The sequence below is a fragment of the Methylocystis suflitae genome, from assembly GCF_024448135.1.
In the GTDB taxonomy this organism is placed as follows: Bacteria; Pseudomonadota; Alphaproteobacteria; order Rhizobiales; family Beijerinckiaceae; genus Methylocystis; species Methylocystis suflitae.
The window spans coordinates 23280-50127 of the sequence record NZ_JAMRYX010000201.1; the positions used below are offsets into that span (position 1 = coordinate 23280).

Here is a 26848-nt window from a genome sequence, read left to right on the forward strand (position 1 = left end):
CGTCAGAGCCTAATTCATGGAGGTCACGTGTTGCGCATCGCTCAGATTTCGCCGCTTCACGAAGCGGTTCCGCCGGTGCTGTATGGCGGCACCGAACGAACTATTTCGTGGTTGACAGAGGAACTTATCGAGCTTGGCCACGATGTTACACTATTTGCAAGCGGAGACTCGCAAACTAGCGCGCAGTTGGAGCCCATGTGGCCTCGGGCGCTCAGACTCGATGGCTCGGTGTCGGATCCAAATGCGCTCCACATTGCGATGATCGAACACATTTACCTGCGTGCCGGAGAGTTCGATCTAATGCATTTCCATCTCGATTATTTTCCTTTTGCTGTGATGTCGCGGCAAGCGACGCCTTTCTTAACCACGCTCCACGGCCGACTCGATTTGCCTGAGCATCAGCCCGTATTTGGCGCCTTCCCAACAGTTCCACTCGTGTCGGTGTCGAATTCGCAACGCCATCCACTTCGGAACGCCAATTGGGTTGGCACAGTACCCCATGGTTTGCCGATAGATTTGCTTACGCCTCGACCCACGACTCCGTCCTATCTTGCTTTTCTTGGCCGCATCTGCCCGGAGAAAGGCGTGGATCGCGCTATTCGAATTGCTAAACGAAGCGGTTTGCCACTTAGAATCGCGGCAAAGGTCGATCCTGCGGACCAGAGCTATTTTAACCAAGCTATCCGCCCGCAGCTGGACGAACCTCACGTCGATTTCATCGGGGAAATTTCGGATGCGCAGAAACCGGATTTCCTAAGCGGCGCCATAGCGTTGATTGTGCCAATCGATTGGCCCGAGCCGTTCGGACTCGTAATGATCGAGGCGATGGCCTGCGGAACCCCAGTGATCGCCTTCAATCGGGGCTCCGTTCCGGAGGTGATCGAGGATGGCCTGACGGGTCGCATCGTCGAAGACGAGTCGAGCGCGGTTGACGCCATATGGGGGATTGACCGGTTATCGCGGAACGCCATCAGGAAGCGTTTCGAAGAACGCTTTACGGCGCGCAGGATGGCGGAACAATATCTGAAGATCTACAGGCATTTGATTGGTGACGTCCTGCCCCACTCGGAGCTTGCGCGTGCATTCAGGCCAATAACCGCCTAGGTGTTTAGTCCCGGCACGTGATGGAGCGGATCAAGTTTGAATCGATTTAGGTCCCTTGTCCAAATTTTAGAGATGTATTCGTAGGGGTTAGGCCTTTCAGCGTCTTGAGCGGTTCGATTGATTGGAGTGCGGCGGCGAGACGTAGGCCCGCGGCGAAGCCGGCGCGCTTTGGAAGGCCTGGATTGTATGGGTCTTTGCGAAGTTGCTTCGCTTGGTTCATCGCTTCGCGAACGTTTTGGTCGTGGATATAGCGGCGCGGCTCTATTTTGTTTGGAGCGCGCTCGAGCGTGGCGATGGTTCCGAAGATGAGCCGCCAAGGGCATAAGAGCGCCACTTTTTGCGCGTACCAGGTGACATCATTTCCTTGTCATGAAGATCAAGGGGGCAGCGCGCGGTTCTCTCTACATTTGCCGCGGGCCGCCTCAAATTTGAAGGTGGTAATGGCCAATGAGCTTTGACGCGAATTGCGTCGACGATCGTGATCGTCGCGATACAGTCTGTAATTGCTTCGAGTTCAACGGAGACGGAGTTCCGATTGACCCATGCCCATGAGCGGCGTGGTCAGACATGCGGAAGGTCGGCGGATGATTTGCAGAACCGCTCTTATCGCGACCGGAATTGCTATCGGCGCCGGATGCGCCACGCTCGGCCAACACGCGCGCGCTTTTGTCAGCGCGCCGTCGCTCGCGGCTTCCGCCGACACCTACAAGCACTTGAGCCTTTTTGGCGACGTGTTCGACAAGGTGCGCGCCGACTATGCCGAGAAGCCCGACGAGCGGAAACTCGTCGAAAACGCCATCAACGGCATGCTCACCTCGCTCGATCCGCATTCGAGCTACCTTGACGCCAAAGCTTTCAAGGACATGCGGACCCAGACCGAAGGCAAGTTCGGCGGCCTGGGCATCGAGGTCACGCAGGAAGACGGGCTCGTCAAGGTGGTGACGCCGATCGACGACACGCCAGCCTCGCGCGCCGGCGTCATGTCCGGCGATCTCATCGGCGCGATCGACGACGAGCCGGTGCAGGGCATGACGCTCAACCAGGCCGTCGACAAGATGCGCGGCGCGATCAACACGCCGGTGAAGCTGACGATCTTCCGCGGCAAGAACAAGGTCGAACTCAAGCTGACGCGCGTCGAGATCCACATCAAGTCGGTGCGCGCGCGCAAGCAGGACGACGACATTTCCTATATCCGCATCTCGCAGTTCAACGAGGAGACGGCGGAAGGCCTGCGCAACGCCATGGCCAAGGCGCAGCAGGACATTCCGGCGGACAAGTTCAAAGGCTACATCCTCGATCTGCGCAACAATCCGGGCGGCTTGCTGGATCAGTCCATCCAGGTCGTCAACTCCTTCATCGACAAGGGCGAGATCGTTTCGACGCGCGGCCGCAACGCCGATGAGACGCGGCGCTACAACGCGCGCCCCGGCGATCTCTCGAAGGGCAAGCCGGTCGTGGTGTTGATCAACGGCGGTTCGGCCTCGGCCTCAGAGATCGTCGCCGGCGCGCTGCAGGACCATAAGCGCGCGACGCTCATCGGCACGCGCTCCTTCGGGAAGGGATCGGTGCAGGCCATCATTCCGCTCGGCGGGAACGATGGCGCGCTGCGGCTCACCACGGCGCGTTATTACACGCCATCGGGCCGCTCGATTCAGGCCAAAGGCATCGAACCAAACATTACTCTGCTGCAGGACGTGCCGGACGAACTGAAGGGTAAGGACGACACCAAGGGCGAAGCCTCCCTCAGAGACCATCTTAAGAATGGCGTAGATGAGAAGTCGGGGTCGCAGGCCTATGTGCCGCCGGATGAGAAGAACGATAAGCAACTCGCCGCGGCGGTCGAGTTGCTGCATGGCAAACGGCGGGCGCCACTTGGTCCGCCGCCAGCTCCGAAGGACGGCGTGAACAAGCCCGAGTAGGCGCCTTCGTCAAGAGCATCCTGTAGCCGACGCGAGATCTCCGTGATTTGGCGGACCGGAATAATGAGCGGACCGCCACGACCAGAGAGACAATCGCTGAGCTCTATGACCTTTTCCGAGATCTCGATATCGGCGGATCGCTTCCTTCAGCTAGAAGATCGACGCTGCTTTCCGCAATAACGAAGCCTGCGAGCGCATCGCTGGAATCAAGGGCGTCGCCCAGCCACGCCCGTCGTCGCAGCAATCGGAGACGAATCCGAATTCAAGAACGCCCGCCATCTTGCCGCCTGGGCGGGCCTCATGCCGCGGCAGTTCACCAGCGGAGATTGTAAAGTCTTGTTGGGCGTCGCGGCAGCCAGCACCGCTACAGTCAGCTACCGTACGGACGGTCCCAACAGGACCGACCGGACCAATCAATGAGTCAACCAGCTTCGGCAGCGATGCGGTTTCAATGGGGGGGCGACAGTGGTGGTCTCCAATCTTTATGGACGAGCGACGTTGGCGGCAGCGCCATGGTCGTCATTCAATGACTGAAGAGCTTCTATCTGCAGCATGTCCGCTTTTTTTAAGCGACGCAGCGGCGCCAATATTTTATGCGCGATTTTGGTGCCCCCCGCCATAAGCACGCCACTATCCTATCATATAAATGAACAACTCAATCGTTGCTTGCCTTCAGATCACAGCTCTGTCAAAAATACTGAAAGGAACGTCAACGACAAATGAATGTACGCTTCTCCTCCATCAACGCCATCAAAGCTGACTTCAGCGATATTTATGCCTCTGATGATCCTCGGGATTATTTCAAGGTGCTTGGGAAATTAAACTATGTCATTCCACAACTCGCCGCTCCAGTATTGCTTCAATTGGCCGAACGTCTGATCGAGATCAAAGGCCGGCCTATCACGATTCTCGATGTCGGCTGCTCCTATGGCCTGCTGTCGGCGACGGCGCGGCTCGGCTTGAGCATCAGTCAATTATGCGCCCGCTACGAGGCCGAACCGATTCAGGCGCTTGATCCCCAACGGCTCGCGTCCTTCGACGCAAAATATTTCGCAAGCTGGCCCAAGCGCCCCGATATCCGCTTCATCGGCCTCGATTGCTCTCCTCAAGCCATCTCTTATGCATTGACCGTAGGCCTGATCGAGAAAGGCCTCGTTATCGATCTCGAGACAAATGCGCCTGACGGAAACGCTCGCTCCCTCATTTCCCAGGCCGATCTGATCATATCCACTGGCGCTGTCGGCTATATCTCGGAGAAAACTTTCTCAAAGCTGCTCCAGGCGTTTCCGGCCGGCAAATCGGCATGGGTCGCCTCTTTCGTCCTGCGGATGTTCGACTACGCCAAAATCGCAAAGACGCTCCATGAACATGGGCTGGAGACCGAACGTCTCAACGACGTGACTTTCGTGCAACGACGATTCCAGGACCGGTCGGAACTATGCAGCGCGATCGATCTGATCAAATCGCGCGGCCTCGATCCCTCCGGCAAGGAAGACGAGGGTTTCTACCATGCGGAACTTTTCCTATCCCGTCCCACGAACGAGGTCCGCAAAGCGAGCTTAAGCAGGATTGTCTCGGTCGACTGCGATAACGCTGCGGAACAGCTCTTGGAAATCGCGTCCAATGAATTCCATCGCGATCTCCATTGAAGGCGTCTCCAAATCATACGACGATGGACTGACGCAAGCTGTAGGGGATTTGTCCCTTAGCATCGAACCTAACGAATTCATCGCGCTTGTTGGAGGCTCTGGCTCTGGCAAAACGACGACGCTTAAAATGATCAACCGCCTTGTGGCGCAGGATTGCGGCGCGATCAGCGTCCTCCGTCAGCGCACCGACGCCGTAGCCGGCCATGAGCTGCGAAGAAGAATAGGCTATGTGTTTCAGGGCGTCGGCCTCTTCCCTCATATGACGATCGCAGAAAACGTAGCGGTGACGCCGAACGCCGAATGTCATCCCCATGCACACCATTGGATCGAACATCCACCCGGCGATCGAAATCAAGGCGCCAGATGGCGCTTGCACCATTAAAAACTGGCCCGTCGCTCGCTGCTCTATCCGGCGCATCACACCTTCGCAGCGGAAATATGGATGCCAAGGATAGCGTACTTCCATTTGCCGCCCGACATGGGCAGAATGAACGGGAGAAGGCTTTTACGCGCAAGAATGTCTTATTCGCCGGGCACGACGAGGGCGCTTCATACTGCTCATCTGGCGATATCCTTATAAATCAAGAAGGTTTTGGAGCTGATTTTGAGATCTCGGACGCCGTCGGCGCCGCGCGTCGGCTTCACGGCGGACACCGTCCTGCTGCACGTCGTCGTGCCGGATTATCAACGGCGCCCCGGGGCACAGTTGCTGAGCTGGGAGCAAACCGCTGGTGACTAGCCGATAGACCGTCGCGCGACTAACTTGCAGAACGTCGGCTGCTTCGTCGAGGGTTATCTCGCCGCGCTCGACTCGTTCGCCCTCGCGATAGACGGGGATGCCGTTGGTGTTCCGGAGACCGCAGACATGGGCACGGGTCCACGCCGCGCCGCGCCCCGTCAGTTTGCCAGAACGATTTAATATGGCGGCGATCGCCTGGTCCGGCAGTTGCCGCGCCAGCACACGAACGAGATCAACGACATCGGCGGCCACCGTCCAGCGGGTCTGCCCGACCTTGTTCTTCTTGACCGTCATCTCGGTATGATCGCCGCCCTGCCAGTGGATGACGAGAGCCAGAGTTTCACCGACGACGTCGACAACAATCTCTTCGATAAGCAGCCTGATTATCTTCTTGCGCGTCTCGTTCGAAGCGCCTTGACTGTTCCACGCCTTGACCAAGTCCTTACCAAGGGTCATCAGTTTTGCATGATCTTCGGCAGAGAGCGCAGGGGCCTCCTTCGCCCGATTGAATTCCTCGAGTTGCATCTCCAGATCGCGCAACTGCAGCAGCTTCTCGTTCCAGCGCCGCTCCAACTCGCCGGCCACCATGCGATTGTCGGGGTCGACGGCGTCGTATTAGCGACGCGCCCGGGCTGCCTCGTATTGGGCCTGTTGAATAGCGTTCTCGATCTGCTGGCGTTTGTCGCCTTGGCGCTCGGTCTGGGCCTCCATCGCAGCTAGCGCCGCCTCTATCCCCAGGGGTTGCAACCGGTCGAGCACTTCCTGGGCGACGTGACGATCAACGCGCATTCCGCCAAAGCCTATGCAGTTGTCGGCGGCTTTCGCGCTAAAGGCTCCGCGGCAGATATAGCGTTGCGTGTTGCCGCCCTTGCCGGTGTATTGGATGTGCAGGCGTCGGCCGCAGCGCGCGCAGCGGAATAGTCCCGGCAACAAAGCTTCGCCGCGCCTTACGGAGCCACGGCCCATATAGCTCTTTCCATTGGCGTTGTCGGCGATCAGGTGCTGGTTCCTCTCGAACTCCGCCCAAGAAATATAGCCCTCATGGTGATCATGGATCAAAACCTCCCAGTCCTTCCAGTTGCGCCGGAGATTGTCGCGCATGATCCGCTTACGGCCGCCTTCGATCGTCACACGGGTTCCTCGTCGGCCATAGGCGTAGGAACCGGCATACACCGGGTTGGTCAGCACGTGATACAGCGTGTGATACGCTGGCGCCTTCCATTCGATCGGGCATTTGCCGCGCCCTTGCATGATCGCGGGAACGAGCACGTTCTCCTGTCTGAACCAAAGCAGGACTTGGCGGACCGACTGGAGTTCGGCGAACTTGCGGAAGACGAGCAAGATACCGTCTTGGACACGCCGATCAGGATCCTTTTCGATTCGGTCGTCATCGGTCTTCAAGTAGCCGACGGCGACGGTCAGATGGAGTTCGCCGCGGCGCGCCTTCTGGCGCATAGCCTCAATGGACCGCTGACGGAAGACAGATAGCTCCATCTCGCTCATGGTGCCCTTCATACCGAGCAATAGCCGGTCATTGGGCGAACGCGGATCATAGGCGGCATCTTCGTCGACGATTAGCGTGCCGACCAAGCCACAGAACTCAAGTAACGTGTGCCAGTCACGGCCGTTCCTCGCCAGGCGTGAAGCTTCCAGCGACACGACAGCGCCAACGCGGCCTTCGCAGATCGCGGCCAGCAGCTTCTGAAATCCCGGCCGGACCGTGCCGCCACCTGATTTGCCAAGATCGTCGTCGATGAGCTGGACGTCGTTCCAGCCCAGCTGCCGTGCTCGCTCGACCAAAGCGTACTGGCGCCGCTGGCTCTCTAGATTATTAGCCACTTGGTAGGCGGTCGACTGCCGCACGTAAACGAAGGCGGCGCGGGCGAGGTGGTCGGGCGCGATTTTACTCATCGCCTGCCTCCTGCTTGGCCGTGACAGCTGGATTGCTGGTCGCTGTCATCATCGCCTCCGTCAGCAATGCCTGGAGAAGCGCCACGGCCGTCTGCCGCTCGCAGCCGGTCAACTCCACGACCGGTTCGGCAGGTGTGACGAACAAGTCCAGTTGCGTGCGCGACAACTTCTTCATGGCCGATCCCTCCGGGGTCTCTGGTCCCGGAAGAATAGGCCATGAGGTGATCGACCAGCCCGCGTAGGAGGATGAGTTGGCCAATGGGAAGCCGCGGAACGGCTACAATCGCAGAGGCGCCAGCCTCCTGATCAAACATCCATTCAGGAACTTGGTAAGAGCCGCCGTGCGACTGACGAATCAGGAAATAACGAACACCGTCATGCACCTGGTCTCCCACGACCAGGACCGTCTGACCGACAAGCGGGTGGAAAGGATACCTGACCTCCGCTTCGAATGTCAGAAACCCGGCACTATGATCCCGGTTCTGAAGTCGGAGCTGAAAACTGGGCGCTGCTACGTGCAAACTGAACAACGTTGGTCCCGTCGCCTACGTCGCCAAAACGCTACAAGCCGTTCTCGACGGTCATCCTCAAAGCCGCATTGAGGAACTGATGCCGTTCCTCTCGGCGTCAAGCCTCGCCGAATAGGGTTAGGAAAAGCGCTCACCTCTTGAGCGCTACCGGGGAACGCTTCGGGGCGTCCTCCCGAAATGCCTCCGCTGACGGACAACGCAGGCGCAAATCTCAAGGACGCCGCGCCAGCCGATTAGAGAGAATGCGCCACATGCGCTGACGCTCTGCGCTGCGGCGGATTTGTCAGCGACCCTTTCGAAGGTCAATATCAGGTTCAAGCTGCCGTACAATCTGAAAAAATTTGTGCTTCTGGTCTCGATCCTGGAAGATCAAAGTAACGCGAGCGCCGGTCGGCCATTTCAAGCGAGCGCGGTTATCGGATATTGAAACGACGCTTTCGATAGTTTCGAGCGAACCCTCGGTCCGCCACAAAACGAGCGGCATGGGAAGGAACCGGAATCGGCGCGGCGCTGAAATGTTATGAGAAAAAACCCTCACGCCAAGGACTTCCGCGGCCAATGCCTGAAGAGCGTAAACGAAGAAAAAAAGTCCCGCCAGCCCGGTCGCCGAAGCGCCGCCCGCCGCGCAGATGACGGCGGCCACAGCCAAAAGGATCGCCCAAGACACGCAATATCGAACATTGCGAAAGATGACGGCTTGCGCAGGTTTGATCTCTGATTGGTTGATCGAGAATATGTTCATCGACGACGCCTCGTAAGGAACGCTTCACGGCAACCTCCCAGCGCTCTTGCGCGAGCCCTGGACTGCATCAGAACGATGACGACAATCTGGCAAAGCACTACGACAGCAATTTCACGACCTGTCGGGAGCCATCTTGGCGGAAAGAATTCCTGCCGGAGGGTTCTCGATGAAATGGACGTTAAAGCTCGAACGCATTGACGAAGCTGGCAATTTGCACTCAACCACAGTCGCGTACGTCGAGCGGCCCGAACTGACGTCCGAGGCCGATCTCGGTCTCACCCATGACGATGGCAAATACTTGCTCCGGCGAGTCCAAGCGGAAGTCGCTCAGGAACACGTTCGCACCCTCATCTCGAAATCCGGCCCTGTCTGGCCTGTGGTCGCTCCGTTCCATCAAAGAACATCGGCGCCGGCGGCTCGACACGGTGTTTGGACATCTGCGCATTCATGCGCCTCGCTTCGAGGCCTGCGTTTGCGGGCGGCCTGCCGCCTCGTCTCCCATGGCCGTCCTCTTTCCGCATCGCTCTACGCCTGAGCTGAGACATCTACAGGTCAAGCTGGGGTGCAAGTTTTCCTATCAACAAGCCGCCGACGTCCTGAACGAATTTCTCCCCGATCTCTCTTGTTTCAATCACGCGACGACCCGCAATCGCGTCCTGGCCGTAGGAAAGGCGATCGAAGCAGAAACGAGAGCCGAAATCGCCGAGAAGCCAAAAGTCGAGAAGCCCGTCGAACATATGATCGTCGGCATCGATGGGACGTTTGTCAAAGCCACACGCTCGAAAAATCAACGCAAGAATTTCGAGATCGTGCTCGGCCGGATCGAAGCCAGCGAGCGCCAGGAGAAAATCTTCGCCGCGGTACGCGATCTCGATGATCTCGCACTGAGCGAGTTCATTCCGCTCTTCGCAGCGCCGGAAGTGGATCCGCCACCAAGCTCACCGTTCTCTCTGACGGAGAGGACGCCATGAGGCTGATGGCCGGTCAATGGTTGAACGGGCGCGTTGAACATCGGCTTGATTGGTTTCAACTGAGACGCCGAATTCAATGGCTCGGGCGAAGCATCTATTGGACGATCGATTATGACGAGCCTGCCTACGAGCAAAGGCTCGCCCGTTACCGACGCAATTTGCGTAGCGTGCGATGGAATGTCTGGCATTATGGCAAGTCGCGCCATGCGCGATGGATGATCGCATTGTCGCGCTTGGGCGCGCAGCTGCTTTCTCATCGCAATGAGTTTGACGCGGCTGGCGGTGACCTTTCGAAAATTGAAGCCGCTTGCAAGCGCTTCGACGAACTCGAAGGCTATCTCTATTCGAATATCGGTTCGCTGACGGATTATGGAAGGGCTCGGCGCCAAGGCGAACGGATTGCAACAGCCAACATCGAATCCACGGTGAACCAATTGATCAATCAACGCATGCGCAAGAAGCGCCAGATGCGGTGGTCTCGGCTAGGCGCTCAGCTGATGCTCCATGTCCGGACTGCTCATCTCAACGGAACTCTCGAACGCTACTGCGGTCCGCCACAGCCGGTTGAATGGACATGGCCGAATGATAACGCATTTCGACAAGCCGCCTGACCCCCAACTTCTTTCCGGTCTCAGCCAAGATGGCTCCTGACAAACGAGCAGCAACGCGCGCGAACCGGCGCATTCTAGCAATTAAGCGCAACGTGACAGTCAGAGCCGCCTCCGCCTTCTTTCGCTTCGTCTCTTATTCGATGGAGCGCTATTTGGCGATTCACGAGCTGCTTTCCGCAGCCCGGGCGCAGGCGGAACAGTCGCTCCGGGCGGCGCGCGACGGCTTGTCTCGCGCGCGGCGCGCGTCCTTGTCGCGGGCGATGGGTATTTTCACTATTGCCTTCATCTGCGGCGCGAGCAACGCCTGCGGATTGGGCGCGCCCACGACCACAACAAAGCTTTTTCCATCGGGTCCCGCTTCTGGCGACGGGCGGATGGTCTTCACCTGGCCCTCGAAAACGCGGCCGGGAAGAGAGTCGAGGGTGATGGAGACCGGGCGCCCGACCTCGACGGCTGCGGCGTCTTTCTCCGCGATGCGGGCCTCTATGCGCGCCTCGGGCAGGGCTACCACGAAGAGCGGGGGTTGTGTCGCGCTCGCCTCGGCTCTCCCGCCCGTTTCAACGGGCCGCGAGACGATTTTTCCGGCGACGGGCGAAAAAATGTTCGTCTTGTCGAGTTCGACTTCGGCGGCGCGCAACGCCGCTTCGTGCTTGGCGATCAGCGCATCGTCGCTCTTCGTCTTCGCCACGGCGCGCGCATAGGCGCTTCTATAACGGCCCAACTTGCTGCGTATCGCGGCGTTGCGTTTCGCGAGCGCCTGACGACGCTCCAGCGCCGCCTTCGCGCGCGTGGCTTCGGCGAGGTTCTTCTCGTATTTCTTCCTTGCGGCGTCGAGATCGGCCTTCGCGCGCTCCAGCGCGGCGCGATAGGGCTTAGGGTCGATCCTGGCGCACAACTGGCCGACGTTCACTTCCGCGCCCGCCTCGCAGTAGATGGCTTCGATCGCGCCCGAAACAGGGGCCGTCACCCGCGCAACGCTCTCTACGCTGACGATGCCCTCCGCCACGACGCTTCGCGTCGTCGGCCGTCGCCCTTCCCTCTCGGCGACAGATCGGACGCCGGGCGCCTCCCGCCACGACCAATAGAGCCAGCTCCCGCCGACTGCGATGATCGCGAGCACGCCGATCGCCGATGCGCGAATTAGCTTCAGGTCGTAGGCCTCGCCAGCCGCACGGGATCGCAGAAATTTGAGAAACTCCAGCACGACAAGCGACATGAAGGCGAAGGACAGCAATCGGAACGCATCCTCTAAAGACACGCGCGTCGTCTTGAGAAGCCCGGCGAGAAATTCGCTCTGCTGGATCGACATCTGCACGGAAATCGACAGGACAATTACGACAAGCAGAGCGACGTTCGAAAACAGGCTGTCGCGCCAGATCGGGTTCCGGCTCCGCACGCTGAGCGAGGTGAAGAGTTGGGCGAAGACCATCGCCATGAAGGCGTATGTGCGGGCGAGCTCCAGGGTCCCGTAGCGCAGGCCGTAGACGTAAGCGACGAACGACACGACGGTTGTCGGAGCGGCAACGAGAAACATCGTCCAGAGAAACTCCTCGTCGGCGATTTCCTCGTTCCGCTCCCGCGGACGCTTGTTCATCACCGAAGCGTCGACGCGATCCGCGGCAAGACACAGCGCCGGGGGACCATCGGTGATAAGATTGATCCACAGCAGATGGATGGGGAGCAGCGGCGCCGGCAAACCGATGATGATGCTAATCGCCATGACGATAAGTTCGCCTGAATTGCAGGCGAGAAGGTAGAGGAGCGTCTTGCGGATATTCTCATAGATGCCGCGTCCTTCCTCGATCGCGGCGATGATGGTGGCGAAATTGTCGTCGGTGATGATCATGTCGGAGGCCTGTTTTGTCACCTCCGTGCCCGTGCGCCCCATCGCTACGCCAATGTCGGCGCCCTTGATCGCGGGCGCATCGTTCACCCCGTCCCCCGTCATCGCGACGACCGCGTCGTTGGCCTGCCATGCTCTGACGATGCGCAGTTTGTGCGCCGCGTTCACACGGGCGTAGATGGTCGTATCGGCAACCTTCGTCACCAGGGCTTCGTCCGTCAGCCTATCCAATTCCGCGCCGGACAGAATGCGCCCGCTGGCGTCTATTCCGAGTTCGCGGCCAATGGCATAGGCGGTGTGGGGATGGTCGCCAGTGATGACCACGACGCGCACGCCGGCGCTTCGACACTTCGCCAGAGCGTCTTTTGCTTCCGGTCTCGGCGGATCGTAGAGGCCCGAGAGACCGACGAAGACGAGATCGTTTTCGATCGCTTCCGGCGCTGTTTCATCGATCGACGTCGGCTCGAGATCACGGAACGCCGAGCCGAGCACGCGTAGGGCGCGATCGGCGAATTCGCTGTTCTGGCGGGCAATCTCCTCCCGGTCTGCGGCCGTCATGCGCCGCACGCCAGACTCATCCCATATGTGCGAGCAACGTTCGAGCAAGACGTCGGGCGCGCCATTCGTCAGGACGCGTAGCCGCCCCTCGGGCAGGCGGCGGACGATGGAATGCAGCTTGCGATCCGAGTCGAAAGGTATCTCGAAAATTTTCGGCTGAACCCGTTCGAGCGCGTCCCGATCCGCTCCGGCCTTTCTTCCCGCGAGGAGGAGCGCGCCTTCCGTCGGATCGCCAATCACTCTCCATGCGTCGTCCTCTTGCTCGAAGCGCACATTATTGCAGCCTACAAGGATTTCGCTCAATCGCGTCAGCGCGGCATCGCGGCCGGGCTCGATCGTTTTGTCTTCGAATCGGATGTCGCCGTCGCCGCCATAGCCTTCGCCGCTGACCTCATACGCCCGCCCGGCGACGAGCAGCCTGCGCACGGTCATTTGACCGACCGTGAGCGTCCCGGTCTTGTCCGTACAGATCACATTGGCCGAACCGAGCGTTTCGACCGAAGCCAATCGTCTCACGAGCGCGTGACGCCTCGACATCCTCACCACGCCGAGCGATAGCGCCGCCGTGACGACGGCCGGCAGACTCTCGGGTATGGCCGCGACCGCGAGACTGACCGAGGTCATGAATAGTTCCAGGATGTCCCCACCCCGCCATAGTCCAAGGCCGAACAGCAGGGAGACGATCCCGAGAGACGCCCAGACTAGGATTCGCCCGAATGCCTCCAGTCGCTGCTGCAGCGGCGTTTCCGCCGCCGCGCCGGCTTCCTCGAGAAGAGTGGCGATTGAGTCGAATTCGGTCTGCATCGCGGTCGCGACCACCACCGCCCGGCCAGAGCCGGTCGCGACGCTCGTGCCCATGAACACCATGTTCCTGCGGTCGCCTATCGGAAGCTCCGCCTGCGCCAGGGCCTCAGCGTTTTTCTCGACGGCTTCCGATTCCCCGGTCAGGGCGGCTTCAACGCAGGAGAGGGAGACGGCATCGAGCAATCGGGCGTCGGCGGCGACCAGGTCGCCGGCCTCGAGTTCGAGTATGTCGCCCGGCGCCACTTCAGCCGAGGCGACCGTCGTCACCGCGCCGTCGCGCCAAACTTTCGCCTGCGGCGCGGTCATTCGCATCAGAGCGGCGATCGATTTTTCGGCGCTGAATTCCTGGTAAAAGCCGACGATGGCGTTGAGGAACACGATGGCGAGTATGATGACCGCGTCGATCGCATCCCCGAGAAATCCGGAGACGACGCTCGCCGCAATCAGGATCCAGATGAGAATGCTGTCGAACTGCGCGAAAAGGATCGCCCACGGCCGGAGCGGCTTCGTCTGCTTGAGAAGGACGTTTGGCCCGTGCGCGGCGAGCAGCTTCGAGGCCTCCTCCATCGACAGGCCATTCGCCGAAACGCCTAGCCGCTGGAGAACCTCGTCGCGCGAGACGCAATGCCACGGCGTTTCCGCCGATTGCGGCGCGCGACCGACCGCTTTCGCGCCGGGGGCGACGGGCCCGCGCCAGAGTTCGAGAAGCGCCATCGTGGCCATAACCGCGACGGGGCCGAGGATGACTCCGGACGCGCCGAACAAATTGACGCCGCCGATCAGGGAAATGAGCGTCACGAAGGTGTGGATTTTCAGCCGTCCGCCCATCAAAATCGAGCGAAGGAGATGGTCGACGCCGCCGATGATAAGGCCACCACAGGCGGCGAGAGTGAAAGCCCCCAGCCAATTGCCGGCGAGGGCGAGAACGAGCGCGGCGGGAACCCAGAAGACCAAAGCGCCTAGAACCGGCACGATCGACAGGAGCCCAATCACCAGGGCCCAAAGCAGCGGGGCCGGCAGGTCGAGCCACCAGAATATCAGTCCGCCCAAGACGCCCTGCAGGACGGCGACGGCCAAGGTTCCAAATATGATCCCGTAAATCGTATCGGCGATCCGGTCGGCGATGAAATCCGTCTCCGCCTCGGCCAGCGGCGAAAGGCTCTTGATCGTTCCGAGCGCTTGCCGTCGGTCGCGCAGCAGATAGAAGAGGAGGCAAAACGCGAGGAACGCGCTGAAAAACTCCGCGGCCGATCTTTTCACAAAGGCCGCGCCCATATTGGCGAGCCACGTCGCCGCGCGCCCGAATGCGTTTGGGAAGTCGATTTCCCGTCCGATCCACTCGTTGAGCCTTGCAGCCCAACGATGGTTTTCGATGATCTGCCGCCAGTCGCTCGACGCGATCTGACGTTGGATGTAATCGGCGTTGTTCGCCGCCTCGTTGACCAGTCGCTCGGCGACGAGAGCCATCGGCGCGACGACGATGAAGGCGATGAGCAGCACCGAAACGCCGGCGGCGATATTGCGGTTTTTCAGCCTCTTTTCTAAAATGGCGTGAGCGGGAGAGAAAAGGATCGCCAGCGTCGCCGCCCAAGTGAAGGCCGACAGGAACGGCGCCCACAGAAGCGCGCAGACGAAAAGTCCGGCGAGAGTGATACCCATGCGGGCGAAGGCGAGAACGCGCTCTTTCGACCACTGGTCGTCCCCACCCGGCGAAAGTTCTTGCTCCTGCCCACTCATATGCAGAACCCGCCCGCCGCCGCGCTGAAATCCGCCTGTCGAGACGACATTCATCCGTTCGCGCCAAATCTCCGTCTCACTGGTCGAAGATTGCGACGTCAACAAGTTTCGTTCCGATCAAACTCGCCGGTGGCGCGCATGCCTTCGAGCCTGCTCGATGTGACGTTCCCGCACTGAGATGTGAAACCAGTCGAGAATATGCGCGATTTGCTGTCGCGCCGCGCTGACGACAACGTTTTTAAGCGTAGGATCGCCGTTACTGAAAACCGTGATGTCTCGCCCCGGCATTCAACCCTGGCGCGCGAAGCCGCCCAAGGCGTGAGTATTCTGCTAAACATTTCTGATGCGGTGCGCTACTCATGGTTCCAGTTTCATTGCACGATGACATCGCGCAGGTAGGCGATCGCACGCTCGAGCGTGAAGAGCCGATTGTAGTGGACCTCCGGGATATTGATCCCCAGTCGATCATGAAGGGCGACGACAAGATTGGCGAAATCCATCGAATCAAGATCGAATACTTCACGTAAATCATCTTGATCGCGAGCCAACGCGAGATCGGCCTCGGGCGCGATTTCGCCAATGAGCTCCAGGATGAGCGCTCTGATTTCGGCGTCCGTCATAATTTATCCGGCTCCTGTAAGAGACGCCCGACCGCGGCGAGATACAGGCCGCCGATATGGCCGTCGGTGACCCTATGATCCGCCGCGAGGCTGACGGTAACGAGCGGACGAGTCTCGATGCGCCCATCGACGACCCATGGGCGCGTGACCACACGGCCAAATCCGAGGATCGCGACCTGCGGAGGATAGATAATGCCGGTCACCGACTCCGCGCCGCGATCACCGATCGCTCGTGACGGTAAAGGTGGGTGAAGTGAGTTCGGAGCTGCGCAAATTCCCGCGCCGCGCGCGTTCGACGAGGTCGCGCATGGCTCCCATCAATTCGGCGAGCGATTTCTTATCCGCGTCCCGAATTGCCGTCGCGATCAGCCCGCCACCCCGCAGAGAAATCGCCCAACCGACGTGAATGCTCGAAGAAGGAATAAAGGCGCCATTTTCATAAGCGCCGTTGAGCTGCGGTTGCTCGCGCAAGGCCAAGGCCGCAGCCTTGAGAAAGACCACGGCGGGCAGAATGCGTTCGACTGGGGTCTTCTCGGCGTTGAAGCGCTCGATCCAGGTCAAAGCGCCGCACAATTCGACCGTTTCTGTGAGGTAATAGTGAGGAATTTCCCGCTTCGAGCGGCTCATCGCGGCGGCGATCGCCTTGCGCAATCACGCCGTCGGCTGGGATCCGACACCGGAGATGCAGGGACGCTTTGGCTATGTCTCGTACGCCGCTGTGATCGACGCTCTTGCAAAGGCTGTGGCGGGTCGCCGCTACATTGCGGGAGATAATTTCACAGCAGCCGACATCTATGTCGGGTCGATGATCGGATTCAACTTGCGCTTCGGCACGATCGAGAAGCGTCCGGAATTCGAGGCCTACTGGAGCGGCTTGGAGAATCGTCCTGCGAGGCTGCGCGCTGATGCCCAGATGGAAAAGCTCGCCTCCAAGCGTGCTTGGGAGCCGGCTTAAATATGGATTTCCTCGTGCAACCAACTCGTCTTGCGGCGGGTTGGTTATCTGCAGGCCCGTTAGCATGCAGGTTCGCACAAATCGTGCGGCGACCCTTGCAACGACGAAATCTCGCTGTCGAGTATCTTAGATTTCGCACAACACGCCGCTGACACTAAATCCCGGTACAGCGTTCATTGGGGCCAGCCTCGATGCATTGAAGGCATGCCAGCGCGTCAAATTACCGCATTACAGCAAACGGCCGCTCTCAGCCAAGATCAGTAGGATCTCCTCCCTGACTGAAAGAGCGCCCGACTCCGTCCGGGCGTTTTTCCGCGAAGCCTTGCGTTAGCCAGATCGTTCCCCTGCCCCAACAATCGCTTTGTGCGCGCGGGGCCAAAGTGGCCACGCCAAAGCCGGCGTGAGAGTGGTTGCCGAGAATGGATGCCGCCGAGAAAACCGTTACAATAAAGCTTGCAGAGCTACGGCCGACCCAGAGAGCGGTCGGATATGAGGAGGTCAGCGCCAAGCGCTCGAAGTGGCGAGCGTTGTCGGCTGAAGGAAAACTCGATTTTCTCGCCTCTCACCCTTTTCCAGCGGTATACGGACCTAACGCGCAATACTTCGTCGTCGACGGTCACCATATGGCCCTCGCGCTTCTTCAGGAGGGGGTCGACACAGTTTCAGTTCGTCAGATCGAAGATCTGTCGAACCTCGGCGCAAATCAGTTTTTCGTGACGCTACAGAAACGCGGCTTAATCTGCTTCAGCGGCGCGCTGCAGACCCTTTCGGAGTTGCCGCGTGCGCTCCAGGACTTAGCTGACGATCCATTCCGGAGCCTCGTGGCCCACCTGCGCCGGAACTGCGGATGTCCGAAGGATCACACGCCCTACGCCGAATTTCGCTGGGCCGATTTCCTACGCACCCATCTCAAACCCGATTCACATCGAAGCGACCCGGTCCTCGCGATCAAAGCAGCCTGTAAGCTAATTCGCGAAGCGTGGTGCAAAGACCCATGCGCCGCATGTCGCTGCGCGGAAGAGGTGGTTGGCGGTTAATCGGGCAGACAAGCGGTGTCTGCTGATTGAACGAACCCACGGCGCAGGCTTTCATCATGGTCTTTCTACATGCCCGAACGTCGGGACGTCGCAAGCCGTGCGCATCTTAACGCTATCGACTTATCAGTAAGGCCCCTCGGCATGATCGATCTTCTCTCTCTTGACGCCACAGACCAGATTAAAGCCTTGACGGCGAAACATATTAGCGCGCGTGAATTACTCGAAGCCAGCATTGCGCGCGTCGAAGCCCTTGACGCGCAACTGAACGCGGTGGTGGCAAAGGACTTGGATCGCGCCCGCGCCGAGGCGCAGCACATCGACGAGCGCCGTGCGCGAGGTGAAAATCTTGGCCCGCTCGCGGGCCTGCCAATGACCGTGAAGGATCATTTCGACATAGAGGGATTCCCCGCCTCCTTCGGCGGCGACGCCAGCCTGCTCAATCGTAAGGTGAAGGACGCCGCTGTCATAAAAAAGGTTCGCGGCGCCGACGCGGTGATCTGGGGAAGGACGAACCTGGCTCTCTATGGTGGCGACGTTCAGACTTACAACGCGCTTTACGGGACAACGAATAATCCTTGGGACGTGACTCGCACGCCGGGCGGTTCATCCGGCGGCTCGGCGGTCGCGCTTGCAACGGGCATGACGGCGTTGGAGATAGGTTCTGACATCGGCGGTTCATTGCGCCATCCGGCGAACTTTTGCGGCGTATTCACGCACAAGCCAACCTATGGGCTCGTTTCGCAAGGCGGTTTCTGCCCTGCGTCGGAACCGGTCCTCGCTGACATGGATTTAGCCGTCATTGGTCCAATGGCGCGTTCCGTCCGCGATCTGAGGCTGCTTTTGTCAATCATGACGGACGCGGAAATTTCCGCACAAGCGCCATCCATGAAACTCAGAGAGGTGAACGCTTCCGTCTGGTTCGATGAGCCAAGCTTCGCGCTCGATCCAGAAATCAAGGCGCCGCTTGCAGCCTTCGCCGAGAAACTCGCGGTGGCGGGCGCCAATGTCGCGGCTGTGGCATGCCCAGTTGCGACCGAACCCATGATGTTTGCTTATACAACGCTCCTTTATGGTGTTTTGGGTTCGGCGTATCCGTGGCCAGTACTTGCGTTCTACGAGTTGCTGCGAGGGCCGGCGAGACTGGCGCTCGCCATGGGTGCGAAGCCGCTCTCATTGGCCCAGGCCCTGGTCGGCTTGACGGCGCGTCATCGCGAATGGCTCGTCGCTAATGAGAAGCGCGCCAAGATGAGCGAAGCCATGCGGGAATTCTTCTCGCGCTTTGACGTGTTGATTGCTCCCGTCGCTCCCGTCGCCGCATTTCCGCATGACCACGGACCGCTTCCGCTGCGCCGCTTGACATGTTCAGACGGGCGCGTGATCTCATATCTTGAGATGATCAATTGGATCGCAATTGCGACCGTTCTCGGTTTGCCTGCGACCGTAGTTCCCGCGGGATTCACGAAAAGCGGCTTGCCGGTGGGCGTTCAAATCATCGGCCCGCGCGGGGGCGATGCGCTGACCCTCTCTGTTGCGCAGGCGATCGAAAAAGAGATCGGCGGCTTCCGCGCGCCGGCCTTGATGCAGGCGCATGAAATGAACCCGCAAATGGAAGCGAGCGAACTCTCGTCATTCAAGAATTCTTCCGCAAATTTAGGCCATTGATTCTGTGCGCTTTTTTTCGTGCAAAAGTTACGTGCGAAAGGATGCTCATTTCAGATCGAGCAACGCGCCTAATTCCCCTGTTTCAGAGCCTTGAGGACGACCGAGAAGGGCAGCACGAGCGAGAGCGGCGCATCGAGGAGACGCAACCCTCCATAGCGCTCATACCATTGCACCGTATGGTCATCTTTGGCGTCGATCAGCAGAGCCACGCCACCCACTTCTTGCGCGACCGTCATGCAGCGTTCGGCGGCGCGCAGAAGCAGCTGTCCGCCGAGCCCGCGTCCTTGCACGCTGCGATCGACTGGCTTTTTTCCGCGTTCCCGCCCTTGTGCACAGGGCCGGCGGGCGGGCGCAGACGCGCTTTTGGGAGTTCTTCGTTTCCAACATTCGCAACGCGCACACGCGCCGCGCCTATGGCCGCGCCATTGGCGAGTTCCTCGCCTGGTGCGAGCGGCAGGGCATCGCGTCGATCGTCGACGTGGGGCCGCTGCATGTCGGCGCTTATGTCGAAGCCCTCACCCGCAGCCGCAGCGCCCCGATCGCCAAGCAGCGCCTGGCGGCAATCCGCATGCTGTTCGATTGGCTTGTGACTGGCCAGATTGTCCCGACCAACCCGGCGGCGAGTGTGCGCGGTCCCTGGCATGTCGTCAACGTCGGTAAGACGCCGGTGCTTGATCCGCAGGAGGCGCGACTGTTGCTCGACAGCATCGATGTGAGGACGTCGGCAGGGCTGCGCGATCGAGCCTTGATCGCGCGCATCGGCGCGGCGCTCGCCATGAAAGTCGAAGACGTTTACGTACAGAACCGCCGCCTGTGGGTGCGGCTGCACGAGAAGGGCGGCAAGCGTCATGAAATGCCCTGTCACCATAATTTGGAGACTTACCTTCACGCCTATATCGACGGCTGCGGGCTGGCGGGCGATGCGAAGGGGATGTTGTTCCGCACGATCGGGCGCGGCACCGGCCAGCTCACCGAGACCCCCCTGCCCCAGGCCAGCGCCTATGCGATGATCCGGCGCCGCGCCCTGGCCGCGGGCATCGCCACCAAGATCGGAAATCACAGTTTCCGCGCCACGGGCATTACCGCCTATCTCAAGAACGGCGGCACGCTCGAAAAGGCCGCCACCATGGCCAATCACGCCTCGACCCGCACGACGCAGCTCTATGATCGTCGTCGTGACGAGATGAGCCTCGACGAGGTCGAGCGCGTGGCGATTTGAAAACGTTGCCTTATCTCGCTGGCTTCGCCCGTGCACGTTTCGCCGACAAGACAGTTGCCAAAAGCTTCGGTTCGCGCGGCCTCATTCCTGAAGTCTGCCTTTCCTGGCCTCGCTCTTCCGGAAACGCATAATGACGGCCGCGGCACGCCCCCCCGCGCTGATCCGATGGCGGCCTGCGCCGGTCAGAACATAACGACCTCGGATGTCGTCCCAGCGTATCAGATGGGCTTGAAACGCTCGTTCACGCAGGATCATTATCATTGGATCATGAACGTGAGGCGGCGCAATGTCGCCGTGCGCATCAACTTTTTTCAGAGCGTCGATCAGGTTCTTCTCTTGGCTTCCATTCATTTCGGTCTGCTCCTGGCGCCGATCGAACTCTCGAACAGGACGAGAGGCTTGCCAACATTTCCCCTGGGTCAGATCGCCACCTGTGATTACCTCCGATCAAGCCGCCTCGACGCCTCGCCGCGGCTCGAATTTCCGCCCCGCTTCGCGGCCCGCATGGTAGGCGTCCGGCGCCACCAGGCGCTTGCGGCTTTCCGCCTTGACGTGGAACGACAGCCCAAGTTTTCCCAGCTCGTCGTCGATGACGGACGCTTTTATGGGCACGAGGTCGCGTCCGCTGGAAAGTCGATTGGCGGCGTCCCGCTCCGCTTTCATCGTCATCAGCTTGTCGCAGATTCCATGCGCAAGTCCGATCTGGAACGAACGCGTTGAACCACGCCGTGCGCTGGAGGCAATTGTCATATCTTCGTTCTTAAAACGCGTCGTTTCGGTCGCGAAGGCAATGACGATCAGTTCGTAAAGGTAGTGCGCCGCCTCGACATCCGCGGGCATGCCGAAAAACACGTAACGGATCGCGCCACTTGCGGCCGTCTCGGCCCACGTCTTGCAGTCGCAAAACAAGGCGATTGTCGGCACGCATTCGTCGAGCGGCGCGCGTCGTCGCCGGCCAGTGTCGACGCCGACGCCCTCGCAGGCCTGATCGCGCATCTCGACCTCGCCGAGCGACAGGCCGTAGCGATCGAGCAATTCCGCTACCTTCTTGGCGGAGGCCAACGCCTCCTGTTCCGTGCAGCCCTGTTCGACGGTTTTGGCGCGCAGCGCCTGGATGCGTTGCAGGACGCGCGCGAGTTCCGCGTCGCCGGCGCCCTTGTCGGCGCCCGCGCGCCGCGACGCCAAAAGGCGGCGGCGCAATTCCTCGAACAACGAACGCGTTTCCCCCGGCAGGCGCTTTTCTTTGACGGCGCGATCGATCACTGCGGCGATAAATTCGAGCGATTGATCTTCATCGCCGGACCCGGCGGCGGCGCGGCGATCGAGAGTCTCCATCATGATGAAGCTGATGCGCGAAAAGGCCTCAGCCAGATCCGAACGGCCGTCTTGGCGGGAGATGACGCTTCGCGTCATCGCCTGGATCAGGTGCGGCGCAGAGGCGAGGCGTCGCGCCTCCCCGATCGTTTCGGCCGATGGCTCCTCGCCTTTCTTCGTTGCCGCGACGGCGTAGGCGAGGCGATCGAGGTCGTCGTATTCTTCTTCCTCGGCGAGGCTGGCGAGTTCTTCAAACAAATCCTCTGGGAAAAGGTTCAAGCCCTCGATATGCAAACCGCCATGGCGCATAACATGGCGGTAAACGGCGGCGGCGCAGCGCCGCGGATTGCCCACGCCCTTGCCCGGCCGCACGAAGGAGAGCCCCTCGGCGAGCGCCGCCGCGTCCAGAGGCGTCAACGGCCCGAGCGCAACAAAAACACCATCCGCCAGCGGCGCGAGCCAAGCCGCAACATCGGCGCCCATGGCCCCGATAGGGATGTCCTCGTCGAACACGTTCAAGGTTTCGCCGGTCCTCAAATCCTCAGCGACAAGCGATTGTGGCGACGCCCGAGATTTCAACCGAAGCAGGTAAAAGCTTGCCGGGGCCAGCGCATCCAGAGCCGCGCGCCCCCTGTCATCGGCGTCGGCGCGGCGCTGGCGAATAAAGCGTTCGATCGGCGCAGCGCCCAACAGCGTCGGCGTGAACAGCGCCAAATAGCCCGCGAGCGCGAATGCCTCCATGACCAGGACGGCGCTGGAGGGAGCGTCGGGATCAAGATTTCTTTTGGAAAGCCATTGCAGTGCAATCTCCTCGACTTTTGCCGGCGAGACGCTGGCGACGGCGTCAAGGCAAATCTCCTCGATCCGCTGCGCGAGAGGCGCGCTTTCGTTTGCAGGAGCGCAGCTGTCTCGGTATGACGGGTGTGAATTCGTCTTTCGTCGCCGCGCCATTTCGTCTCCAATGCCGCTTTGAATTGCTTCCGTCAGCCTATCATCGACTTGCCGATCAAGACCTTCCGGTTCGCGTCATCCACCGGGATTTTGCGCGGGATTTGCCAAGGCAGGGCTGGCCGCCCCATTCGCGCGATCCAAGCAATGGGACCGCGTGGAATGCCAAGGCCGTGGCCGGATTTCTGCCCCTGGCCGAGCCTGGGCGGACAGCACAGGTGATCAGCACGACCCAGGCTCCTTTGCCCAAGCGAGGATGGCTCCATCGAAGCCGCCAACGGGCAATGACGATCTTGTGTAACGTCTTCGCTCTTTTCAGCCTTACAGGCCTCTCAGCGGCGGGTATGCGAAAGTCTTGATTAAGTGGACGGCTCCCGCTCCCCGGCATCGAAGTGCCAAAATGGTGGTCGTTGGAAAACGCCACGAATGAGAGGAGCCGCCCGCCATGCAGATTACCACCGGCCTCGATCTTGCCAAGCACTGGTTTCAGGTCCACGGGGTCGACGCCGCCGGAAAGCCCGTCGTCAGGCGGCGACTGCGCCGGTCGGAGGTCGTCGAGTTTTTCAAAGGGTTGGAGCCCTGTCTGGTCGGCATGGAGGCCTGCGCGACGGCGCACCATTGGGCGCGCGAATTGATCGCCCTGGGGCATGAGGTCAAGCTCATGCCGCCGGATCCGGACTGTCCGTCTGTATAGCATCTGGAACCAGATTTCGACGGGCGTTTGCTGCGGCAGATCGGCAAGATGCAGCTTCTGGACGAGGTCGGTTGTTCTGGCGAAGAGAACGCGCCAAGCGGGATCGTGGCGTTGGTGGCTCTTGAGGAACAAATCGCCACTGCAGACGTTAGCGTTGTCGTGAAAGCCATCAGAGATTCACGAGGCCAATTCATGACACGCTCAACTGTCATTTTGGCCCTCGGCTTAGCTTTCGCGCTTAACTCTTCGCCGACTCTCGTCGCAGAGGACGACCACTTGGCCGAGGCAATCCGACACACGAAGCAGGCGATCGATCAGGACCGTCAGGACCGCGCCGACGTCGGCCTTACGCATGCGGAGTCGGCGCTGGCGCACGCGGAGGTGGCAGCGAAGCAGCGCTACAATCTATATATCGATGAAGGCGTGACCCAACTCAGAATGGCGATCGCACAAGGCATTCACAGGAACGCTCAATTGGCGGCTGATCACGCTACCGAGGCGCTCGCCAATTTCAAAGAAGCTAAGAAAGCCGAAGAATAGAGAATGCTGCTGCGCCCACGATACAGCGCTCGAACTGCTCTCGGAACTGGACCGGATCAGGCATTGCGCGCCCCAATTCCGCTATCATTTCATGACTAATCTACTGCACAGCCGCCGGATGTTTCCAGCCCCTAAGCCTCACATTTGGCGGTCAGAGGCGCGCCCGACCGGGAAACATCGGGCGCGCCTCGCCAAACCAATCCTCTGTGGATGTACTTTGGTGCTCAAGCGTTGCCCGCAGTGACGGAAAGCACTGGAGCTGTTGCACATCACACCAATCGAAATCGGTTGACTAGTTTTCAATTCTGATTCTGAGGCGGTGGAGGCTGGCCCAGGCCATCAACAAGAAAAAAACCTCGTATTTCCGACCCGGCCTGGCATACCGAGCGTGTCGACCTCGAGGCCGGGCCTCAATCACAATGGCTATACGGCGGAAGCAGGATTCCCGCGACCTGCATCGAGACGCATCACATGAAGTTCCTCAAGGCGTAGGTCAATAAAAGCGATCGCAATGATGCGCGCGGGATTGTGCAAATGATGCGTGTTGGCTTATTCCGCCCTGTGCACATCAAAACGCTCGGAAGCCAGAAACGGAGGATATTGCTCGCCGCTCGGAAGATGCTCCATTCGTGCGCGCGTCAATGTCGCGATCTCCGGCATCCAGCATAGCGAGACCTTGTTGCATGGAGGGTAGCGATCATAGCTGCTTTTGCTGGGGCCTATGTCGGAGCGCGCTTGCTGAAAAAAGTGACGCTCCGGTTCGTTCAATTCGTTGTCGCGGCAATGATGGTCGTCATCGGGATTGGCTTGGCAATAGGGCTGTTGTGAGCTTGCACATTTTTCTGGATGGGTCGAAAAATTATTGGTCCCGGTGAACGTAGCCTACGTAGAAACATGCGGTCATAACCGCGGTTGCGGCCTCGGGTTCGGCATTGTCCGGTAAGGGTTCTGGCGCGCGATCGGCGACGGGACCACAATCAAAGACGAAATAGCCGTCTAAGTCGCCATTCGGGGCGAAAGCGGAGAACCGATAGGCTCGGCTTCTTTTGCCGCGCCTTGCATCCAACAATCGGGCTGCCAAGGTCGCCAAGTCCGCCACGCCATTCCCAGTGCGAGCCGAAGCGTGAGCCCATGCGCGGGAGCGGGATGCAAATTTCGCCGTATCGCCGCGAATGCGGTTTTCTTTGTCGATAAGAACGAAACGCGCCAACGCGGAAACCCCTACACCGCAAAGTCCAAGTGATTGTTTAAAATAGCATAAGCCTCAAAGCAAGCAATGGCCTTCGCTCATGCTAGCGACCATTATCGTTGCTGCGGCGCCGAGAGCAGCAGCGTAGAAACGCTTAAGGCTTGGGTTGATTTACCGACGCCTCCAAACGAAAGGCGGCCCTGCTCTCGGTCGAAAGCAAGGCCGCCAGCGAGGCTGGAAGAAGAGCGACGTGGAAGGTCGTCTAACCAATAAATTTGGGTGGCTTCGCCCTTCGTCAAGCCCCGACTTCCTGCGATCGAACGCGCTGCTCAATTCGTTGCAGGAGCTTGTCCATTGCGGCAGGCAGAGGCTCAGCCGTTACCCTCGAAAACAGGGCTCGCAAGCGGTCAGCGAACGTCGTGACTATAGGGCTCTCAGGCAAACGTTGTTTCTGGTTTTTGTCATTCATCAACACTATCAGGTCCTCCCCTTTTCAGGACCTTTAATTCCTGAAGCGCGCTCAGGGTTCCGCTTCAAAGGCGGAACGGCCCCCACCTTTTCGACGCGGGCCGCCCCTCTCCCTCGCGGTATGATCGATCACCGCCGCGCGATTCAGTTAGTGTCGACCCACAAAGTTTCGAGCTAGGACGTTCAGCAAAGCGAGAAAGCGTGTTCAAAAGAAAACGGCCCCGCCATTGCTGACAGGACTGATGGCTTGATAGAGGCTCGCCCCCCTGTCTAAGCCAATGCTTGGCCGGGGAGGGGCCGCAGTAATTGCACGTCCCGAAGACATTCGCGTGCCGATACGCGCATTCTCCAGCTCGACGCCGCTTCGCTCTTAATGAAGCTCTTTCTCACTGGCGCATTTGCTACCTAGCGCCGCAATTTTATCGACGCAATTTATATACGATAGTCGGCGCATCGCCCGTCTTGCGCGGCTGCTTCTCTGTTCTGATCTCGCGCGCCTCAATCAGAACGCGCAGAACGTCTTCCAGATGACGCGTGTTTTTCAGTTGGCGTCGAAGAGCGCGGAATAGCGGTCGCCGACTTAGCGATCCTCCGTTCTCGGCGAGTTTGCGCTTGACGCGATCAGCTAATTGGCTTTCCGCAGTTCCGGCAGCGTGATCGTCGAAACCGCGAACCATGTCGCGCAGCGATGCTTCCACGATCGCCTTGCCCAACTCAATGTGCTCGGCTTCGATCATTGGCCCTTCGAAGTTTTCACCGATGGCCAGCACCGTCGCGATGCGTAGAGCATTCAGAGCGCAGCGTGGAGCAAAGTTCTCCAACATCGGATTGCGCAGATACGGGCCGGGATTTCGTCTTCGTAATCGTTCCAGTGCTGATTCCGCTTGATGGCGCCCCCTAAAACGAGATGAAGGCGCTTACCCGTTACGGAATGATGGCGCCCCCGATTCCGAGATGATCCCGCCCCCCTGCAACGGAATGATCCCGCCCGGGTGATTTCGTGCAGTGGCTCACCGCCGCCGTTGGCCTGATCAAGTCGCTCCTTTGGCAATCCAAGGGGGAGCGATTCATGCCAGCGGAGCGG

Annotated in this window: 26 protein-coding genes and 3 pseudogenes; 15 read left to right on the top strand and 14 right to left on the bottom strand. The window is 59.8% G+C overall.

The features are described 5' to 3' along the window. The first annotated feature begins 30 nt into the window (after positions 1 to 30). The 5 genes from NEI07_RS15380 to NEI07_RS19770 all read left to right on the top strand — a co-directional run bounded on the left by NEI07_RS15380 (position 31) and on the right by NEI07_RS19770 (position 5054). A complete protein-coding gene (locus NEI07_RS15380; protein ID WP_256035774.1) occupies positions 31 to 1104 on the top strand; it encodes a glycosyltransferase family 4 protein in 1074 nt (357 codons plus the stop codon). Positions 1105 to 1688: 584 nt separating this feature from the next. Then, positions 1689 to 3023 (top strand): S41 family peptidase, encoded by a 1335-nt coding sequence (locus tag NEI07_RS15390; RefSeq protein WP_256035733.1) that lies wholly within the window; start codon positions 1689 to 1691, stop codon positions 3021 to 3023. Positions 3024 to 3266: 243 nt separating this feature from the next. Then, positions 3267 to 3443 carry a transposase gene (locus tag NEI07_RS19765; RefSeq protein WP_407659920.1) on the top strand — a complete coding sequence of 59 codons (177 nt, stop codon included), beginning with the start codon at positions 3267 to 3269 and terminating at the stop codon, positions 3441 to 3443. A gap of 299 nt (positions 3444 to 3742) precedes the next feature. Next, positions 3743 to 4672, top strand: a complete 930-nt coding sequence (locus tag NEI07_RS15395) for a class I SAM-dependent methyltransferase (protein WP_256035736.1) — start codon at positions 3743 to 3745, stop codon at positions 4670 to 4672. Beyond that, positions 4647 to 5054, top strand: coding sequence for an ATP-binding cassette domain-containing protein (locus NEI07_RS19770; protein WP_407659919.1), 408 nt, complete (start codon positions 4647 to 4649; stop codon positions 5052 to 5054). The genes NEI07_RS15395 and NEI07_RS19770 overlap by 26 nt, the downstream gene beginning before the upstream one ends. A gap of 192 nt (positions 5055 to 5246) precedes the next feature. Here NEI07_RS19770 and NEI07_RS15405 read toward each other — a convergent pair whose 3' ends face one another. From NEI07_RS15405 to NEI07_RS15420, 4 genes and pseudogenes are all read right to left on the bottom strand, one after another. Continuing rightward, positions 5247 to 5999: a helix-turn-helix domain-containing protein gene (locus tag NEI07_RS15405; RefSeq protein ID WP_256035739.1), complete on the bottom strand. Its 753-nt coding sequence runs from the start codon at positions 5997 to 5999 to the stop codon at positions 5247 to 5249. 27 nt (positions 6000 to 6026) lie between these two features. Further along, positions 6027 to 7322, bottom strand: a complete 1296-nt coding sequence (locus tag NEI07_RS15410) for a recombinase family protein (protein WP_256035740.1) — start codon at positions 7320 to 7322, stop codon at positions 6027 to 6029. Next, complete coding sequence (locus NEI07_RS15415) at positions 7315 to 7497, bottom strand: hypothetical protein (RefSeq protein WP_256035779.1); 183 nt, start codon at positions 7495 to 7497, stop codon at positions 7315 to 7317. The genes NEI07_RS15410 and NEI07_RS15415 overlap by 8 nt, the downstream gene beginning before the upstream one ends. 55 nt (positions 7498 to 7552) lie before the next feature. After that, positions 7553 to 7852 (bottom strand): annotated as a pseudogene (locus NEI07_RS15420) (DUF5372 family protein); the annotation flags it as partial. Between NEI07_RS15420 and NEI07_RS15425 the strand changes: the two are divergent. Then, a complete protein-coding gene (locus tag NEI07_RS15425) occupies positions 7845 to 7967 on the top strand; it encodes a transposase domain-containing protein (RefSeq protein WP_256035776.1) in 123 nt (40 codons plus the stop codon). The pseudogene NEI07_RS15420 and the gene NEI07_RS15425 overlap by 8 nt on opposite strands. A 168-nt stretch (positions 7968 to 8135) precedes the next feature. On the opposite strand, the gene NEI07_RS15430 is transcribed toward NEI07_RS15425, so the two are convergent. Beyond that, on the bottom strand, positions 8136 to 8501 hold the full coding sequence (locus NEI07_RS15430; protein ID WP_256035742.1) for a hypothetical protein: 366 nt from the start codon (positions 8499 to 8501) through the stop codon (positions 8136 to 8138). Between the two features lie 638 nt (positions 8502 to 9139). Further along, complete coding sequence (locus NEI07_RS15435; protein WP_256035744.1) at positions 9140 to 9331, bottom strand: hypothetical protein; 192 nt, start codon at positions 9329 to 9331, stop codon at positions 9140 to 9142. Here NEI07_RS15435 and NEI07_RS15440 point away from each other — a divergent pair, their 5' ends adjacent. Together NEI07_RS15440 and NEI07_RS15445 are read left to right on the top strand one after the other, a co-directional pair. Continuing rightward, entirely contained in the window at positions 9332 to 9565 is a 234-nt protein-coding gene (locus tag NEI07_RS15440; RefSeq protein ID WP_256035747.1) for a hypothetical protein, read from the top strand. It abuts the gene before it with no gap. A gap of 233 nt (positions 9566 to 9798) precedes the next feature. Then, the gene (locus NEI07_RS15445; RefSeq protein WP_256035750.1) at positions 9799 to 10176 is read left to right on the top strand and encodes a hypothetical protein; all 378 of its coding nucleotides are present in this window, start codon (positions 9799 to 9801) and stop codon (positions 10174 to 10176) included. 160 nt (positions 10177 to 10336) lie between these two features. Here the strand turns inward: NEI07_RS15445 and NEI07_RS15450 are convergent, their stop codons facing one another. From NEI07_RS15450 to NEI07_RS15470, 4 genes are all read right to left on the bottom strand, one after another. Beyond that, entirely contained in the window at positions 10337 to 15220 is a 4884-nt protein-coding gene (locus NEI07_RS15450) for an HAD-IC family P-type ATPase (RefSeq protein ID WP_256035751.1), read from the bottom strand. A 269-nt stretch (positions 15221 to 15489) separates the two neighbouring features. After that, entirely contained in the window at positions 15490 to 15738 is a 249-nt protein-coding gene (locus NEI07_RS15460; RefSeq protein WP_256035752.1) for an acyl carrier protein, read from the bottom strand. Beyond that, the gene (locus NEI07_RS15465) at positions 15735 to 15941 is read right to left on the bottom strand and encodes a 2-oxo acid dehydrogenase subunit E2 (protein ID WP_256035754.1); all 207 of its coding nucleotides are present in this window, start codon (positions 15939 to 15941) and stop codon (positions 15735 to 15737) included. The genes NEI07_RS15460 and NEI07_RS15465 overlap by 4 nt, the downstream gene beginning before the upstream one ends. Positions 15942 to 15957: 16 nt before the next feature. Continuing rightward, positions 15958 to 16365, bottom strand: a complete 408-nt coding sequence (locus NEI07_RS15470) for a 2-oxo acid dehydrogenase subunit E2 (RefSeq protein ID WP_256035757.1) — start codon at positions 16363 to 16365, stop codon at positions 15958 to 15960. A gap of 16 nt (positions 16366 to 16381) precedes the next feature. On the opposite strand from NEI07_RS15470, the gene NEI07_RS15475 reads away from it, so the two are divergent. From NEI07_RS15475 to NEI07_RS15485, 3 genes are all read left to right on the top strand, one after another. Next, positions 16382 to 16693: a glutathione binding-like protein gene (locus NEI07_RS15475; RefSeq protein ID WP_256035759.1), complete on the top strand. Its 312-nt coding sequence runs from the start codon at positions 16382 to 16384 to the stop codon at positions 16691 to 16693. Positions 16694 to 17112: 419 nt separating this feature from the next. Then, the gene (locus NEI07_RS15480) at positions 17113 to 17730 is read left to right on the top strand and encodes a ParB-like protein (protein ID WP_256035761.1); all 618 of its coding nucleotides are present in this window, start codon (positions 17113 to 17115) and stop codon (positions 17728 to 17730) included. A gap of 141 nt (positions 17731 to 17871) precedes the next feature. Next, entirely contained in the window at positions 17872 to 19392 is a 1521-nt protein-coding gene (locus NEI07_RS15485; RefSeq protein WP_256035763.1) for an amidase family protein, read from the top strand. Positions 19393 to 19460: 68 nt separating this feature from the next. Here NEI07_RS15485 and NEI07_RS15490 read toward each other — a convergent pair whose 3' ends face one another. After that, complete coding sequence (locus tag NEI07_RS15490) at positions 19461 to 19682, bottom strand: N-acetyltransferase (protein WP_256035764.1); 222 nt, start codon at positions 19680 to 19682, stop codon at positions 19461 to 19463. Positions 19683 to 19720: 38 nt separating this feature from the next. Here NEI07_RS15490 and NEI07_RS15495 point away from each other — a divergent pair, with 38 nt between their 5' ends. Continuing rightward, positions 19721 to 20611 (top strand): tyrosine-type recombinase/integrase, encoded by an 891-nt coding sequence (locus tag NEI07_RS15495; RefSeq protein ID WP_256035765.1) that lies wholly within the window; start codon positions 19721 to 19723, stop codon positions 20609 to 20611. An 81-nt stretch (positions 20612 to 20692) separates the two neighbouring features. Here NEI07_RS15495 and NEI07_RS15500 read toward each other — a convergent pair whose 3' ends face one another. Together NEI07_RS15500 and NEI07_RS15505 are read right to left on the bottom strand one after the other, a co-directional pair. Next, a complete protein-coding gene (locus NEI07_RS15500) occupies positions 20693 to 20962 on the bottom strand; it encodes a hypothetical protein (RefSeq protein ID WP_256035766.1) in 270 nt (89 codons plus the stop codon). A 96-nt stretch (positions 20963 to 21058) separates the two neighbouring features. Next, complete coding sequence (locus NEI07_RS15505) at positions 21059 to 22876, bottom strand: DUF2786 domain-containing protein (RefSeq protein ID WP_256035767.1); 1818 nt, start codon at positions 22874 to 22876, stop codon at positions 21059 to 21061. 442 nt (positions 22877 to 23318) lie between these two features. On the opposite strand from NEI07_RS15505, the pseudogene NEI07_RS15510 reads away from it, so the two are divergent. From NEI07_RS15510 to NEI07_RS15520, 3 genes and pseudogenes are all read left to right on the top strand, one after another. Continuing rightward, positions 23319 to 23543 (top strand): annotated as a pseudogene (locus NEI07_RS15510) (IS110 family transposase); the annotation flags it as partial. A gap of 51 nt (positions 23544 to 23594) precedes the next feature. Further along, positions 23595 to 24107, top strand: a complete 513-nt coding sequence (smbP, locus tag NEI07_RS15515) for a small metal-binding protein SmbP (RefSeq protein WP_256035768.1) — start codon at positions 23595 to 23597, stop codon at positions 24105 to 24107. A 387-nt stretch (positions 24108 to 24494) separates the two neighbouring features. Continuing rightward, positions 24495 to 24731: pseudogene (locus NEI07_RS15520) on the top strand (IS110 family transposase); the annotation flags it as partial. Between the two features lie 1452 nt (positions 24732 to 26183). On the opposite strand, the gene NEI07_RS15525 reads toward NEI07_RS15520, so the two are convergent. After that, positions 26184 to 26588, bottom strand: a complete 405-nt coding sequence (locus NEI07_RS15525) for a hypothetical protein (protein ID WP_256035770.1) — start codon at positions 26586 to 26588, stop codon at positions 26184 to 26186. Between the last annotated feature and the right edge of the window lie 260 nt (positions 26589 to 26848).